The 16030-nt window shown below is 57.4% G+C and carries 13 protein-coding genes and 1 pseudogene; 6 read left to right on the forward strand and 8 right to left on the reverse strand.

The genetic code is table 11. The features are described from left to right. Positions 1–94: 94 nt before the first annotated feature. From ACZCED_RS20725 to ACZCED_RS20735, 3 genes are all read right to left on the reverse strand, one after another. Positions 95–529: a ferritin-like domain-containing protein gene (locus tag ACZCED_RS20725; RefSeq protein ID WP_462967656.1), complete on the reverse strand. Its 435-nt coding sequence runs from the start codon at positions 527–529 to the stop codon at positions 95–97. 84 nt (positions 530–613) lie between these two features. Further along, positions 614–2068 carry a CoA-acylating methylmalonate-semialdehyde dehydrogenase gene (locus ACZCED_RS20730; RefSeq protein ID WP_464861603.1) on the reverse strand — a complete coding sequence of 485 codons (1455 nt, stop codon included), beginning with the start codon at positions 2066–2068 and terminating at the stop codon, positions 614–616. A gap of 197 nt (positions 2069–2265) precedes the next feature. Further along, entirely contained in the window at positions 2266–3042 is a 777-nt protein-coding gene (locus ACZCED_RS20735) for a FadR/GntR family transcriptional regulator (RefSeq protein ID WP_462967654.1), read from the reverse strand. A gap of 202 nt (positions 3043–3244) precedes the next feature. Between ACZCED_RS20735 and ACZCED_RS20740 the strand changes: the two genes are divergently transcribed. Then, positions 3245–4528 carry an MFS transporter gene (locus ACZCED_RS20740; RefSeq protein ID WP_464861604.1) on the forward strand — a complete coding sequence of 428 codons (1284 nt, stop codon included), beginning with the start codon at positions 3245–3247 and terminating at the stop codon, positions 4526–4528. Between the two features lie 503 nt (positions 4529–5031). On the opposite strand, the gene ACZCED_RS20745 is transcribed toward ACZCED_RS20740, so the two are convergent. The 5 genes from ACZCED_RS20745 to ACZCED_RS20765 form a co-directional block, all read right to left on the reverse strand. Then, on the reverse strand, positions 5032–5640 hold the full coding sequence (locus ACZCED_RS20745; protein WP_462968438.1) for a PqiC family protein: 609 nt from the start codon (positions 5638–5640) through the stop codon (positions 5032–5034). Continuing rightward, positions 5637–7322, reverse strand: a complete 1686-nt coding sequence (locus tag ACZCED_RS20750; protein WP_464861605.1) for a PqiB family protein — start codon at positions 7320–7322, stop codon at positions 5637–5639. The genes ACZCED_RS20745 and ACZCED_RS20750 overlap by 4 nt, the downstream gene beginning before the upstream one ends. Beyond that, the gene (locus ACZCED_RS20755; protein ID WP_462968440.1) at positions 7300–7956 is read right to left on the reverse strand and encodes a paraquat-inducible protein A; all 657 of its coding nucleotides are present in this window, start codon (positions 7954–7956) and stop codon (positions 7300–7302) included. Before ACZCED_RS20755 ends, ACZCED_RS20750 begins: the two co-directional genes overlap by 23 nt. Further along, entirely contained in the window at positions 7953–8558 is a 606-nt protein-coding gene (locus ACZCED_RS20760) for a paraquat-inducible protein A (RefSeq protein WP_462968441.1), read from the reverse strand. The genes ACZCED_RS20755 and ACZCED_RS20760 overlap by 4 nt, the downstream gene beginning before the upstream one ends. A 634-nt stretch (positions 8559–9192) precedes the next feature. Further along, positions 9193–9351, reverse strand: a complete 159-nt coding sequence (locus ACZCED_RS20765) for a hypothetical protein (RefSeq protein ID WP_462968442.1) — start codon at positions 9349–9351, stop codon at positions 9193–9195. A 584-nt stretch (positions 9352–9935) separates the two neighbouring features. Between ACZCED_RS20765 and ACZCED_RS20770 the strand changes: the two genes are divergently transcribed. From ACZCED_RS20770 to ACZCED_RS20790, 5 genes and pseudogenes are all read left to right on the forward strand, one after another. After that, positions 9936–11255 carry a (Fe-S)-binding protein gene (locus tag ACZCED_RS20770; protein ID WP_462968443.1) on the forward strand — a complete coding sequence of 440 codons (1320 nt, stop codon included), beginning with the start codon at positions 9936–9938 and terminating at the stop codon, positions 11253–11255. A 109-nt stretch (positions 11256–11364) separates the two neighbouring features. After that, positions 11365–11730, forward strand: coding sequence for a hypothetical protein (locus tag ACZCED_RS20775; RefSeq protein ID WP_462968444.1), 366 nt, complete (start codon positions 11365–11367; stop codon positions 11728–11730). A gap of 260 nt (positions 11731–11990) precedes the next feature. After that, positions 11991–13385, forward strand: a complete 1395-nt coding sequence (locus tag ACZCED_RS20780; protein WP_462968445.1) for a sigma-54 interaction domain-containing protein — start codon at positions 11991–11993, stop codon at positions 13383–13385. A 202-nt stretch (positions 13386–13587) separates the two neighbouring features. Further along, on the forward strand, positions 13588–15651 hold the full coding sequence (cooS, locus tag ACZCED_RS20785) for an anaerobic carbon-monoxide dehydrogenase catalytic subunit (RefSeq protein ID WP_462968446.1): 2064 nt from the start codon (positions 13588–13590) through the stop codon (positions 15649–15651). 175 nt (positions 15652–15826) lie between these two features. Continuing rightward, positions 15827–16030: pseudogene (locus tag ACZCED_RS20790) on the forward strand (PocR ligand-binding domain-containing protein); the annotation flags it as partial.

Below are 16030 nucleotides of genomic sequence, written 5' to 3' on the forward strand. Positions count from 1 at the left end.
AGCCGAAACATCCTCAAATCGATGTCCATCAACCTTCAAAACGACGCAAATCCGTACAGGAGGTTCTTTTCCCTCTCAACGCGATTGAAACCGATCAAGCGGAAAGGTTCTCGATCTGATCGAGACGCTGGGTTCGTTTCTTGGCCAGCGTTTTCAGCGCCCGGGAAACCTCGGGCAGGGCACTGATCTTCTCGGCTGCATCGCCGTAGTAGCGAATGGCACGTTTTTCCAGTGCGATGGCGGCGGTCAGGGTGGCAGCGCTATCCAGGCTGTCTGCATTTTCCACCCTTAACTGGTAGCTGCCACGGACAAAATCCCTGATCGGCTCCAGAATCATTTCCGTGACATTTTCGCGTCGCGTGCGCTGGACCAGCGAGATGTGCTTTTTACCTTCCCTGGCAAACATCTCAAACAGCAGCCGGTAGGGCTCCGTCGCCTCTGTGGACGAGGCCTGGCGGTAAAATTCCATATCTTCCTGCTCCACCTTTTCGGCAAAGTTCAGGATCGCACCAAAATTGGTCAGGGGCATAATTATCTCCGAAAATTGGTCTGTCAGCAGTGAAGGCTGAAGGTTGAATCCAGTCTGATCCCCTTCAGCCTATGCACCTGTCTCCTAATACCAGCGTTCGATAACTACCTTCATGTCCGTGTAAAACAGGAAACTCTCCTGGCCGTGGCCCTTGATGTCGCCGAACATGGAGTTGCCGGCCCCGCCGAAGGGAAAAAAACTCATCGGTGCCGCAATGCCGATGTTGACGCCGATCATGGTCGGCTTGACCCGGTATTTGAACTCCCTGGCAGCCGCGCCGCTGGCGGTGTAGATACAGGCCGCATTGGCGAATTGGCGGGTGTTGATCAGATCGACCACTGCGTCCATGTCAGCTGCCCGGACGATGCTCACCACCGGCCCGAAGATCTCTTCCTTGGCGATAGTCATATCCGGCGTGACGTTGTCGAAGACCGTGGGCCCCACGAAAAAGCCATTGGGGTAGCCGTCCACCTTTACGCCACGGCCGTCCAGCACCAGGTCTGCGCCCTCGGCAATGCCTTTTTCGATGTACCCCAATACGCGGTCTCGGTGTGCGGCACTGATCAGCGGCCCCATGAAGGTCTGCTCATCCAGGCCGTCGCCCACCCTGACGGTTTCGGCGGCGGCGGTGAACTGCGCCACCAGGCGGTCGGCCATGTCTCCCACCGGCACCAGGACCGAGCCGGACAAACAGCGCTGCCCGGTGCAGCCGAAAAAGGAGGTCAGCAGGGACGGCATGCCCTGGGCCAGGTCCGCGTCGGGCATGACGGCCACGATGTTCTTGGCCCCGCCCAAAGACTGGACGCGCTTGCCCGTCTCTCCGCATTTGCGGTAGATGTGCCTGGCCGTCGGCGTCGATCCGACGAAGCTGATGCCTTCGATATCCGGGTGCTCCAGCATGGCGTTGACCACGTCCCGCGATCCGTGGACCATGTTGATCACGCCTTCGGGAAATCCCACCTCGTCGACGATCTCCATGATCCGGGTCTGGGTCATGGGCACCTGCTCGGACGGCTTGTAGACAAAAGTGTTCCCGGTGACCACGGCATAGGGCAAAAACCACCACGGCACCATGGCCGGGAAGTTGTAGGGGGCGATGCAGCCGAACACGCCCATGGGCTGCCGGTGGCCGTAGCAGTCGATGTTCTTGGCGATGTCCTCCAGGGTGTAGCCGCTCATGAGCGTGGTCACCCCGGTGGCGTGTTCCACGTTTTCGATCATCCGGCGAACCTCTCCCCGGGCTTCGTCGATGGCCTTGCCGTGTTCGGTGGTGAGCACTTCGGCGATCGCTTCGAAATTCTCCTCGAAGGCGTCCTTGAGCCGAAAGAGATACCTGGCCCGGCTCAACGGCGGCGTTTCCCGCCAGTAGGCAAAAGCCTCGCGGGCGGCATCGACGGCCCGGTCCACATCTGCCGCCGTCCCGTAAGCCACGGTGGCGATTTTCTCTCCTCTGGCTGGGTTAAAAACATCCCCGTAAGTGGTCGAATCAGACGCCACCCATTCCCCGTCAATGTAATTTTTAATCAAGGGTAAAGACATGCTCAGCTCCTATGAATTAGGTTAATAGCAGTTTTGACTGAAGTCATTTAGCTCATCAAACGAAATCGCGTATAGCTGTATACATGATAGTTCAACAATCCTCAGATAGAACCGAATTCCTCAAGTCCAGAATCACTGCGTCCCTAAATTCGCAATTCGGTCCTCTGACCTCCGTCTTCTGATCTCTGTCCTCTGTCTTAGGCCATCTGCAGGCAGTTCTCCCACAGCTTCCTGCCGGCGCCGCTTTTTTTCAGGCGGGAAAGATAGGTTTCCACGTCGATGACGTGGGCCAGCATCCGTTCCGCGGCCAGAGCAGGGTCGCCGCCGGCGATGGCTCCCAGAATCAGTTCATGGGCCAACAGCACGGATTCCATGAAACCGGCATCGGGCTTGAGAATCTGTTTGAAATCCTCCAGCAGGGTTTCAACAAAGTCCAGCATCAGAATCAGGATGGGATTGCCCGTCTGGCGCGCAATCAACCGGTGGAAGGCAATCTCGTCCCGGCTGACGCGATCCCATTCTTTTTCCTTCAGGTTTTCCCGGGTCGATTCGTTCAACTGCTGCAGTCTATCCAGGTCCGATGGGGATATGCCTTCGGCGGCCCGTGCGGCGGCGTAGGGTTCCATGATGCGACGAAACTCGGAAAGGTCCGCGATGGTCAGATTCTTGAAATAGAGGTAGTTGGCCAGGTTCTGGGTGGCCACCTGTTCGTCCACTTCCACGATGAAAGCCCCGCCGCCGACACCTTTACGCACGTCGATGAGCCCCATGTGCTCCAGGGCGCGCATGGACTCGCGCAGGGTCTGTTTGCTCACCTGGAATTGCTCGCCCAACTGCTTTTCCGGCGGCAGCCGGTCTCCGGGCGCCAGCCGGCCTTCCAGAATGGCGGCACGGATCTGGCCGATAATGATTTCCGTGGTCTTGCTCTGACGAACGGTTTCGAACATATGGGGTCGGCCTTTCTGCAGTTGCATAAAACATGCTTTGCCCTGCGGGCTCGGCGCCGTTTACCTGCTTCTGCAACGCTGAAAAATAAATATTCTAATATCATAATATTTAAATATTCGTCAATGACGCTGACCACCGCCGGCTTTTCATTTTCACAATGTACATCAATACACGCCTGTGCTATGGCTGGCCGCTCTCATCCCGAATCTGGGGAAAGGTAAGGCTTCGATGAATCAACCCGCTGCCGCTTCATTTCGCGACCCCCACCGCTGGGTGGTCTTTGCCGTCATCTGCCTGATCTATTTCTTCGTCTATTTTCACCGGGTCTCCACCTCGGTGATCGTCTCCGACCTGCTGAGGGCCTTTAACACCAATGCCACGGCCCTGGGGTTCATGTCGTCCATGTATTTTTACATTTACGCACTGGACCAGCCCATTGTTGGATATCTGGCCGACCGTATCGGCCCGCGGCGGGTGATTGCCTATTGGAGCATGACGGCGGCCTTGGGGTGCTTCATCTTCGGCATGGCCCCGTCCATCGGTTGGGCCTCGCTGGGTCGAGCGCTGATCGGCTTCGGGGTGGGCGGTGTTTACGTGCCGACAGTAAAAGCCCTGTCCCAGTGGTTCAGCGAAAAAGAGTTCGCCACCATGGTGGGCCTGCTCATGTCCGTAGGTAACTTCGGTGCGGTGGTCGCCACCACGCCGCTGGCCTGGGCGGCCGGTACCTGGGGATGGCGGCCCACCTTTTTTCTCATCGGCGGCGTCACCATGGGGATGGCCATCTTGATGCTGGCCGTGACCCGCGATTCACCGTCGCCGACGAACACGGATGCACGACAAAACGATACGATCCGCACGCCGGCACCGAGCCTGGCGCGCAACACGGTCACGATCCTTGCCTCCGCGCAGTTCTGGCTCCTTGGCACCCTTTTTTTCGGCGTATACGGCACGGCAGTAACCCTCCAGGGATTGTGGGCCACCCCCTTTTTAATGGCCGTGCTGGAGATCGAACGCATCCTGGCCAGCCAACTGAACATGCTGATCCCCATCGGCGTCATCCTTGGCGCACCTTTTTTCGGCTGGCTGCCGAATCGCTTCTCCCTGAACAAAGCCCATACCCTTGCGTTTATCACGGCGGTCTATACCCTTTGCTGGCTGACCATCCTGCTGGTTTTCGACCGGCTGGGCATCGGCGGATACGCAGCGCTCTTTTTCGTGATGGGGATTGTCATCGGCGGGTTTATCAGCACGATCTGGGGCATCATCAGGGAAACGACGCCCGCCGAGCGCCTGGGCCTGACCTCCGGCATTCTCAACCCGGCACCTTTTCTGGGTGTCGCGGCTTTCCAGGTGCTGACCGGCAACATCATCGACCAGACCGAGACCGGTCGTGTCGGCGAACTGTATTCGCTGTCCGGATTCAAAAGCGCATTCAGCGTCTGCCTGGCAGGCGCGCTCGTCTGTTTGGTGTTGTCATTTCTCGTTAAAGCCAAAACCATGCGCGACGGCTGATGAAGCCGTTCATGGTCGATCAACGCGCATGCTGAGCCGACGATTGACACTGTATGTTCAAAGCCAAAAGTTTTTCACCATCCTCGATAATTTTGGCATGGTGATTGTACAATAACAGTGCAGAGTATGTTTCAAGACCTCCATTCATTCAGCCATACTCTCACCTCCTACGCCCCGACTCGAGGTTAAACGGCACCTCGTGTCGGGGTCCTCCTTTGCACGTCACACTGTTCCAATACAAAGCTGGATTCTTGGCAGATTGTCGACAGGCTGGCTGGAGCCGCCCGTCTGCCGCACCGATGCCTTGACCGGACAGGAGAGATCCACAGCCGAAAAAAGGGTATCCGCAGCAGGACCGGGAACCGCCGGGGAGGCATGCAAAGCCTGTCCGATGCGCATCTCGACGCACCTGCCCATTGCAATTAAAAGAATGCACGCATGCAAGAGAATACTTGCGATTGACTGGTTGGGATACCGGGTCTGCAGCGCAGCGAGGGATTTTCTCAGTGGGCAGGAAACCCGCTCAGCGCGTCGGCAACCTCTTGGCAGAGCGCTTCAAGCACGCGGCTGTGGGCAGCGGCAAGGTCATCGAAGCCCGAACCGGTGATCGATTGAGACAGGGTCGTCCGATGAGGCGCCGACGGGCCATGCTCGGCGGAAATTGTCCACACGGCGCTGAGAAGCATCGTTTTGTCGGCGGTGCCGATCAGTTCGTGGAAGGCGATGTCGACGGTCACATCCGGCTTGATACCGGCCGGCCAGGGTGCGCTGTAAACCCGCGTATCGGCCATGAGCAGCTGGAGGTTGTCGCCGAGCACCCGCTGGATCAGCCGGTCCGGGTAATCGGCCCACCGGTTGCTGGAAGAAACCACAAGCCGGTTGGCCCCGGTCCGTTTCACCATTTGTATTCGATTGAGATATCCGGGCAGTTCAATCGGGTTGAGGCCGACGATTTTAGCCCGCTTACCCCCTTCGTCCGCGGGGGGCATCGAGGTGTCGGTCAAGGGGCTGATTATATAGTAGGACAGCGGCGGTGTAATGGATCGGCATCCGGAGAAGGCGGTGATCAGCGCGCAACTGCAAGCGAGGACCCACAGAGATAATCGGTTCATTCCTGGTTTCCTTTTCCAAAAACGATGGCATCGGGATGGCGCTCCAGATAGTCGGCCAGCGCTTCCACGGCCCGGGCCGCCTCCTGAAGTTCCAGGAGCAGCCGGTTCAGGTTGTAGGCGATGGGTGCGCCTTCGCCCAGCACGGTGTTGGCGGTGGCAAGGGCTTCCTCGCCGCGAACCATGGCCGCTTTGGCCTGGTCCAGCATGCTGTTCACTTTCGGCAGGGTGCCGTCATTGAGGTCGGCAGTCACCTTTTTGAATTCGGCAAAGCTCTGGTCGATATTTTCGATGGCGCTTTCCAGAGACTTGGATCCGGTCATGGCCTTGACCTGTCGCGCAGCCTCCCGAATATCGGCCAGCGTCTCGTCCAGGGGCAGTTGATTGAAGTGATCCAGCAACCGCTTGGCCGTTGCCGCGATTTCCTCCACCGTGCTGGGGATGGTGGGCAGTATCGGGTAAACATCGCCCGTGCGGATCACCTGGGGTTCGGCTTCCGGCAGGATGCGCATGCTCACATAGCTTTGGCCGGTCAGCAGGTTTCCCGTTCGCTGCTGGGCGCGCAGCCCTTTTGCCACCAGCTTTTCCATCACTTTATACTCGGGTATGGCCAGTTCACCGGAAAGTTCGATCCGGTCCGGTTCGATGGCAATGAGCACCGGAATCCTGAAGGTCAGCGTGTCCTGATCAAACAGCAACCGGATGCTGACCACCTCTCCGACTTTTATGCCGTAGAAGTCTACCGGAGCCCCCGCCGACAGTCCCCGTACGGTCTCTTCGAAGTAGAGCAGATAATACTCGCGATAGCTGTAGGAGGCGGCGTTGGCGGCGTCGCGGTTGTCATACAGGGTGAAGATATGGCTCTCGACAGGTGGAGGTGCCGTTTTCATGTCCTCTGCGGTGAAGAACGAAATCCCCCCCACCAGCAGACTGGCCAGCGAGGGGGTATCGATGCGGACGCCGTCGGCACCGATTTTCACATCCAGGCCGCTGGCATTGTAAAACCGGGAACCGCGTTTCACCTGGTTGTGATAGGGCGCTTCCACGAATATCTCAAGCAGCACACCGGTACCATCCTCGGCCATGTCCACATTGGTGACGCGGCCCACCTTGACCTGCCGGTAGTAAACCGGGGATCCGATGTCCAGGGATCCCAACTGTTCGGCGCGCAGGTTGAATTGCCGGCCCGGTGTATCCCGGAAGATGGCCGGCGGCTTTTCGTTCCCTTCGAACCGGTGCATCACCTTGCCGCTGCGCCCGGGTATCATGCCGATGTAGGCACCGGAAAGCAGCGTGCTGATGCCGGACACCTCTCCCACGGCCACGCGCGCCCTGACGATCCAGAACAGCGTGTCCCGCGTGAGATGGGCGGCCACCTCGCGGCTCATGGCCGCCGTAACCAACACCTGTGACAGATCCTCGCTGAGTTGGATGCGCTGAACCTTGCCGACTGTGACATCCTTGAATTTAATTTCCGTTTTACCGGGCACCAGTCCCTCGGCGGATTTGAAGACAATCGTGATGGTCGGGCCGGTTTCACGGACGGCTTTGACAGCCAGCCAGACGCCGATCAAGGCAGCCAGAACAGGAATCAGCCAGACAATGGAGAAGCGCTTTCCGCGCATGATCTCAGGCTCGGGAATCGGTTCGTCAAACGCGGGTTCAGTGGGCAGGTGATTCATCATTTTTCTCCAGCGCGTCCCAAATCAGTCTCGGATCGAAAGTCATGGCGGCAATCATGGTGATGACTACCACCGCGGCGAAATAAACGACGCCGGCCCCCGCCTCGATGGTGGTCAGGTATCCAAGGCGGACCAGGGCGACCAGCACGGTCACCACGAAGACATCCAGCATGGACCAGCGCCCCACCAGTTCCGTGATGCGGTAGAGGCGGGTGCGTTCTTCAGGCCGCCAGCGGGTTCGCCGCTGGACCGATAGCACAAGCCCGCCCAGAACGATCAGTTTGGCAATGGGAACCACAATGCTGGCCACGAAAATGATCAATGCGATGCCCCAGGATCCGGTCTGCATGAAGAAGATGACACCGCTCATAATCGTATCGGGCTGGGTGCTGCCCAGGTAGGTGGTGATGGTCACCGGCAGCAGGTTCGCCGGAATGTAGAAAATCAGGGCCGCAATCAACAGGGCCCAGGTGCGGGCGATGCTGTTCGGTTTTCTAAGGTGAAGACGCGCACCGCAGCGTGGGCATCTGGCATGCACCCGGTGGACTGCCGGCGGCCGGTGGACCAGCAGGCTGCAGCCGTGGCAGTTGAACAGGCCCGACCGGGCGGCGGTGTGGTCGGCGTGCGGATACGTCATCGCCATTCGTCCATTTTCTCCCAGATGGTGATCGGAACCAGGACGGTGTTGACCGCCGCCAGCACAAACACCAGCGCAAGAAATGAGAAAAGTGCCGTGCCGGGTATGATGGTGGCCATTTTAGACAGTTTGACCACGGATACCAGGATGCCCAGTAAAAATATTTCGGTCATGCTCCACGGGCGAAGGCTGAGTGCCAGCCTGAAAACCCGCCGGCTGGCCGGCAGGCGATGACCTGATCGCATCGGCCACAGCACGTAAACGAGGGCTCCCAGCAGTATACAGGGAATCAGCATGCTGGTGAGCAGGACCAGGATGGCCACGCCTGCCATGCTCTGCTCGGAAAGAATGATTGTCCCGGTGATGAGCGTGGTTTCCAGGATGGTCCCCTGGGATTCCAGCGACAAAAACGGATAGATGTTGGCGATGACCAGCAGCACCAGTCCGGTGATGGCCAGGGCCAGCGACCGGTCGATGGTTTTCGGAAAGTGAACATAAAGCAAAGCCCCGCAACGCCTGCAGCGGGCTTTGCTTTTTTCCGGCAGCGGTTGCACGCGGTGCAGCAGGTCGCATTCGTGGCAGGCGATCAGGGTTTGCGTCATAGCCACATGGCACCTTCAGGCCATCATCGTTCTTTTACCGGAAAACCGGTGTGTCCGAACAAAGGCGCACCGACAGCGCCATGCACGGCGACTGGGTCAGGAATCTTTTTTCAGCGCGTGTCGAAAAGCGTCGCACGCGCAGGCAAGATAAGGCAAAATTTAGCTAATCCGTTCAAATACTGTTTAAATACCACTATTTCCGAAACCATGCAATGGTTTCATGCCCGCCGGCAAATCCTTGATGAACGGCCCATGCCGATTGGCAGGAAGTGATCAAACACGACCCATGGGCCAAGACACGGCGCTCGGATGATAAACGGCGATAGCGAACACATTCCCCCTTCCCTTGCGGTGGGGTCAGCGAGCGAACCGGAAATCGATATTCATCCTTACGGTACCGCGAAGCACTGCCGACAAGCATCTGCGGCGTTGAAAAAAGCGGGCAATCCCGTCAGGCGCACCCGTGCATCGTCCTGTCAGGCAATATCCGTAGACGCATGAAAGCCTTTTGCGTAAGCAAAAACCGGACGGTGGATCGGTACCGCAACCATGGCCATCCAAGAGAGGGTTCAACGCAAGGTTTCCAACACAATCGAAGGAAAAGGACCATTCGTGGACGGGCAACAGGTGTGTTTCAGGCAACCTGAAGATCGGGCTTGCCCTTACGGCGACGAATGACCTTGACGATGGTGGGTGTCGTTTTCGTGTGGGAACCGGCCTTGGCGTTTGGGTCGGTCTGTGTAAAAAGCTGAAAAAGCTTGGCTTCGATTTTTTTTCGTTTGTTCTCGTCCATCAATTTGTCTTCTTAGTCTTTCTTCGTGGTTGTCGGTCATGGCGGGTTCCTGCCGCAGCTACCCACAGCCGGACCATCCAGTAAATGTCGCATGAAGCGGTTGGCCGCATGCACAATTGTCAGCAATCCACCTGCCGTTTAGGGATTTACGTCTGCATTAATTTTATTTAAGGGAGGCAAACACCGCTTTACGTAGGGGTAAGCGCATCACCTGCCAAGAGCAGGACTATTGCGTTGTGCCCTGCTTATAACAGACGAACCGACTTGGCAAGGATTAAATGACAATGCCAGCCGTTTTTTTTGCCTGGACGATCGACCAGAGTCGCACGATCAGAACCCACCGCCCCCCTTATGGGTGCAAATTTGCAACGTTTTGATGAGACCATTTTCCCATCCTTGCTCTATCTATCTGTAAATAATTTACTTTTTAAAAACTGCGACGTTCAGGAATCGGGCACGCTTTATGCTCTGATGGCTGGTGCGTAGAAGGCGCATGGCCCTGCCAAACATAGTCGCCGGATAGTTCCCCTATCGGACCGTGACGCGATATCTTTAATTAAAATTCAAAACAGGAGGCGGAATCGATGGATGATGAGGTCATTCAGTTGGGCGGCAAAAAACGGAACACCTTTATGGACAAGGTCAGGGAGATTTTGCCGGAAGGCGGCAACCTGAACCTTTGCCTGACCTGTGGTGCGTGTTCTTCCGGATGTCCGGCAACCGGCCTGGACGGCATGGACCCGCGCAAGTTCCTGCGCATGGCCGCACTCGGTCTGGACCAGGAGATCGCCAGATCGGATTGGCCGTGGATGTGCACCATGTGCCAACGCTGCATCTATGTCTGCCCGATGAGCATCGACATCCCGCAGCTGGTATACAACGCCCGGGCGCTGCGCCCCAGGGAAGAGCGGCCCAAAGGCATCCTGGGATCCTGCGACATGGCCCTGAGAAATGAGAGCACCAGCGCCATGGGTACCGCACCCGATGACTTCGTCTTTGTAGTTGGGGACGTACGGGAAGAGTATCAGGAAGCCCAGCCCGAATTTGCCGACATGCAGGCACCCATCGACAAGCAGGGGGCGGAGTTTTTCCTCAACCAGAATTCACGCGAGCCGGTCACCGAGCCGGACGAATTGGTTCCCCTGTGGAAGATCCTTCACCTTGCCGGGGCGGACTGGACCTACGGCAGTGCCGGGTGGGCCGGCGAAAACTATTGCATGTTTCTGGCGGACAACGACGCCTGGGAAAAGGTCACCCGCACGACCGTCAACCAGGCCAACAAGTTGGGGGTTAAAACGTTTCTCAACACTGAGTGAGGGCACGTGACTTTCTCAGTCCGGGCCGGACTGAAAAAATTCAACCTTGAACACAACTTTGAAGTCAAAAACATCTATGAGTACTACGCCAAGTGGATCCGTGAGGGCAAACTGAAGGTCAACGCGGATTGGAACAAGGATCTGAAGATCAAGTTCACCGTACAGGATCCCTGCCAGATCGTGCGCAAAAGCTATGGCGACCCGATCGCCGAAGATCTGCGCTACGTGGTCAAATCCGTGGTGGGCGAAGAGAATTTCATCGACATGCAGCCCAACCGCTCCAACAACTTCTGCTGCGGCGGCGGCGGCGGATTTCTCCAATCCGGTTTTAAGGAGCAACGCCTTAAATACGGCATTCTCAAGGATCAGCAGATCAAAGCCACCGGCGCCGACTACTGTATTGCCGGCTGCCACAACTGCCACGCCCAGATCCACGAGCTCAGTGAACACTACGGCGGTCACTATCCGGTGGTTCATCTGTGGACACTGATCTGCCTCTCCCTGGGCATATTGGGCCCCAATGAACGCGAATATCTGGGTGACGACCTGAAGGAAGTCAACGTTTTTCACCCGGAAACCGCCATGTAGGCCGCAAGCAGGCAACCCTGAGCCTCATCCGGCCTTGCCGCATCGATCGCCTGTCGACGGACATGTTGCTAAACTGCCTGTCGGCAGGCCATCATGCAGGGAAAGGATCATGGACAGCCAATTGACCGTAAGGGAATTACGGGTTCGCTGGGAAAAGGCGCTGGCGGCAACCCGAAACGCGGTTTCCATGCACCCGGAAACCTACCGGGATCTGAAAGCCCAGGCAGCCGATATCGTCGAGAATACCATCGACATCAACGACTATTTTCCCAAGATGGAAAAACTGGTCAGCCGATTGAAAACCATGGACCCCTGCGGTCATGGCAGCATCTTCGATATCTTCAGTGCCCGCATCTCACCGTCAGACATCTGGCAGGTGAAAATGCTCAGAATGGAGTGCCAGGACCTGTTGGCCCACCTCAACGTCTTCGATGAATGGCGCCGCAACCAGCACCACCTGCGCATGGTAAAATAATAGCCCTCCTTCCCGCGGTCCCGGTGAGCAGGCCCCCTGCTTCGCTCCGACGAGCCACAGTGGGTGCACTTGCTGGGGCGGTTCTTTATTTCCGGCACCTGGACCTTCCACCCGCCCGTAAGGATCAATTGAGCGTGTACCTTGGCTCGCAGCAGACACCAGGCTGGAATTTGGCAACCAAACAGGTTATAATCGCAAAGTGATACCCATTCGACGGCCCCTCTTGAAATGGGCTGCCGTTCCAAACCACGCAGATCGCCATGAAAATGCCAGAAAAGCTCGCCCCCATTCCTCACAACGTCACCGAAATTATTCTGGAAAGCATCTCCGATGGCGTGTTCACCGTCGACCACCAGTGGCGCATCATGTCTTTCAACCGCGCCGCCGAAAAAATTACCGGCATCGACCGGCACGAGGCCATCGGCCGGCACTGTTGGGAAGTCTTCCGCTCCAATATGTGCGAAGACGACTGCGCACTGAAGCGGACCATGAAGGAAGGCACGTCCCTGACCAACACATCGACTTATATTGTCACCAGCGCCAAAAAGCGCATTCCCATCACGGTTTCCACGGCCCCGCTGAAAAACAGGGACGGCGAGGTGTTGGGTGGCGTGGAGACCTTCAGGGATCACAGCCTGGTGGAAGCGCTGCGCAAGCGGCTGGACGGCCGGTTTCAAATCGGCGACATTGTCAGCCGCAGTGACGCCATGCATGACATCCTGGCCATATTGCCCATGGTGGCGGAAAGCGGCAGCACCGTGCTGCTGGAAGGGGAGACCGGCACGGGCAAGGAGCTGCTGGCCCGGGCCATTCACGATGCCAGCCCGCGCAGGAACAAACCCTTTGTGGCCATCAACTGCAGCGCACTGCCGGACACCCTGCTCGAATCCGAACTGTTCGGATACAAATCCGGTGCCTTTACCCACGCCGTGAAAGATAAGCCCGGCTATTTTTCGGCCACTGCAGGCGGTTCCATCCTTTTGGATGAGATCGGGGACACCAGCGCCGCCTTTCAGGTGAAGCTGCTGCGGGTATTGGAAGAGCAGGCGTTTGTACCCCTTGGTGCCGTTGAAAAAGTCAAATCGGACGTACGGGTGATCGCCGCCACCAACCGGAATCTTGACGACTGCGTTGCCGCCGGCCAGTTCCGCCAGGACCTATTCTACCGCATCAACGTGGTTCGATTGCACCTCCCCCCCCTTCGCGAACGCAAGGAGGATATTCCCCTGCTGCTCGGTCACATCATCGAAAAAATGAACATGATGCGCGGCAAAGCGATCAGCGGAGTGGATGACGACGTGCTTCAGATTCTCATGGGTCACGACTACCCCGGAAACATCCGTGAATTGGAAAACATTATCGAACACGCCTTTGTCCTTTGCAGCGACGGCACCATTCAGGCGCGCCATTTGCCGGGCTGCTTCTCCTCACCCCCCCCGGCTTCCCATGCATGCGCCCCCCTGACCCATACGCTCGACGCCACCGAAGCCATTGCCATCGTCAATGCGCTTAAACGCAACCGCTACAACCGGTTGGCGGCGGCCAGGGATTTGGGCATGCATAAAAGTACGCTTTTCCGTAAAATCAAACGCCTGGGCATCGATCTTCCTGACATCGACGGCCGCTGCAAAAAGACCGACTCGCCTATCGACTGACGCAGGTTTGCAGCGATCGCATCGCCTACTGCTGCACCATTGCGACTATCGTGTCGAAAGACCTCCCTGCCAACCCACCCAAAAAGATACAACCACCTATAATATTTCGTTTTTAATAATTTCTTGATTGGCTGCCCAGGCTGGCACGCCCTTTGCCAAGATCCTATTGATTATCAGAGACACAATCGGAAAGGAGCAAAAAATGAAAACGACCGTCAAAGGCAAAGGCCTCCCACTGAAAACCGAATCGCCGGCATCTCCTGCCAAACGCTTGAAAGTGCCGGATCCGGTCCGGGCCTCCATCGATGAGGCAACCCAGACCATGCTCAGGCGGGCGCAGGAGCTGGGAATCGATACGGTATTCGATCGAGCGGAAAACATGAAGCCGTGCAATATCGGCACCCAGGGCACCTGCTGCAAAAATTGCGGCATGGGTCCTTGTCGTCTGCCATTGCCCAAAAGCGGTATCGAGGGTGCGGATGATCGAAAAGGCTTGTGCGGGGCGTCCGCCAACACCATCGCCGCGCGCAACTTTATCCGCATGATCGCCGGTGGCGCGGCAGCCCATTCGGACCATGGCCGCGGTGTGGCCGAAGTGTTTTTGAGTGTTGCCCGCAACGAATCCCAGGATTACCGGATCAAGGATTACGCCAAATTGATGGCCATTGCACCCTATTTCGATGTCGCGACAACGGTATCGGTGGACGGCGAGACCCTTGATCGCGACCAGAGTGAAATCGCTGTGGAAGTGGCCCAAAAGGCCCTGGGTGAATGGGGCAAGAGCGAAGGCGAACTGCGTTACCTGAAACGGGCGCCCACCCTGCTCTATGAAAAATGGAAGAAAAATGGCGTACTGCCCAGAAACATCGACCGGGAGATCGTCGAAATCATGCACCGCACTCATATCGGTGTGGATCAGGATTACAAGAACCTCATGAAACAGGGAACCCGGGCAGCCATTGCCGATGGCTGGGGCGGCTCCATGTTGGCAACCGACCTGCAGGATGTTCTTTTCGGAACGCCCTATCCACTCCAGTCGGAAGCCAACCTGGGCGTGATGAAAGCGGATCACGTCAACCTGGTGATTCATGGTCACGAGCCCATTTTGTCGGAAATGATCGTGGCGGTGGCCCAAAAGCCTGAAATGCACGAATATGCCCTGTCAAAGGGTGCCAAGGGAATTCAACTGTCGGGAATCTGCTGCACAGCCAACGAGGTGCTGCAACGCCACGGGGTGCCCCAATGCGGGACCTTTCTCCAACAGGAACTGGCCATCATTACCGGCGCCTGCGATGCCATGGTGGTCGACATCCAGTGCATCTTCCAAAATGTCGCCAATGTGGCAAACTGCTTCCACACCAAACTGATTACCACCCATCCGATTGCGCGCATGGAGCAGGAGAACGTGATCCACATTGAATTTGACGAACACCATGCCATGGAGGATGCCGAGCGTATCGTCAGGATGGCCATCGACAACTTTGCCAACCGGGGATCCGAAGTCATGATTCCCCAACAAAAAGGAATTCAGGTTGCCGGATTCGGTGTCGAGGCCATCCAGTACCATTTGGGCGGTACCTTTCGCGGAAGCTACTACACCCTGAACGACAACATCATCAACGGCCGTATCCGCGGTATCGCCGGTGTGGTCGGCTGCAACAATGCCAGGACCCGGCACAACGAAGGCCACATCGAGGTGGTCAAGGAACTGATCAAAAACGACGTGATTGTCCTGACGACCGGCTGCAACGGGATTGCCTGCGCCATGGAAGGCTTGCTGGCGCCGGAATCGGCCGGTGTTTTTTGCGGTGCGGGCCTGGCCGAGGTCTGTGAAACCGTGGGCATCCCCCCTGTGCTGCACATGGGTTCCTGCGTGGACAACAGCCGCATTCTCCTGGCAGCCACCGAAGTCGTCAAGGCCGGTGGCTTGGGCAACGACATCAGCGACCTGCCTGCGGCGGGAAGCGCGCCCGAGTGGATGAGTGAAAAGGCGATCAGTATCGGCCACTACTTCGTGGCTTCGGGCGTCTATACCGTTTTCGGCGTCGGATTGCCGGTCACCGGTGCACCCGTATTTCAAAAGTACCTGTTCGAAGAGTTTGAAAAACTGTACGGCGGGATGTGGGACCTGGAGATCGATCCGGTGAAGCATGCCCGTAAAATGATCGCCCATATCGACAGGAAACGCAAAGCGCTTGGCATCGACAGGGCCAGGGAGCGAACCTTGGTGGATATGGCCGCTCGCAGAGAGCTGACCTCTGCTTAGGCAGCGCCCGATTTGCGGGCAACCGGCTTGCTGTCGGTTCGTCGATGCCGAAATGGATTGAGCCGCGAAAGCGGTCGCCTTCCCCGTCACACCGATGCCTGGCAACCTGGCTTCGCGCCAAAAGCAGCGGGGTGGGCGATCGCGACCGTGGGTCACGAATAGGAGGTGCCAAGCGATGGCGCTGACCGACATGTTATCCAAGCAAGAATGGGCCCAATTCGAAAAGACGTTGTTTGAACGGTTTGCAATCAACAGCGCCGTATTCGACCGTTCAGGGGCCGGGGTAACCGGGAAACCCCGCTGGTGCAATCGATTGTGCCCGCAAATCAAGTCGAATCCGGATTCACTGGCTGCGATATGCGCGCCGGCCAACCAACAT

Source organism: Desulfosarcina sp. (genome assembly GCF_055467485.1).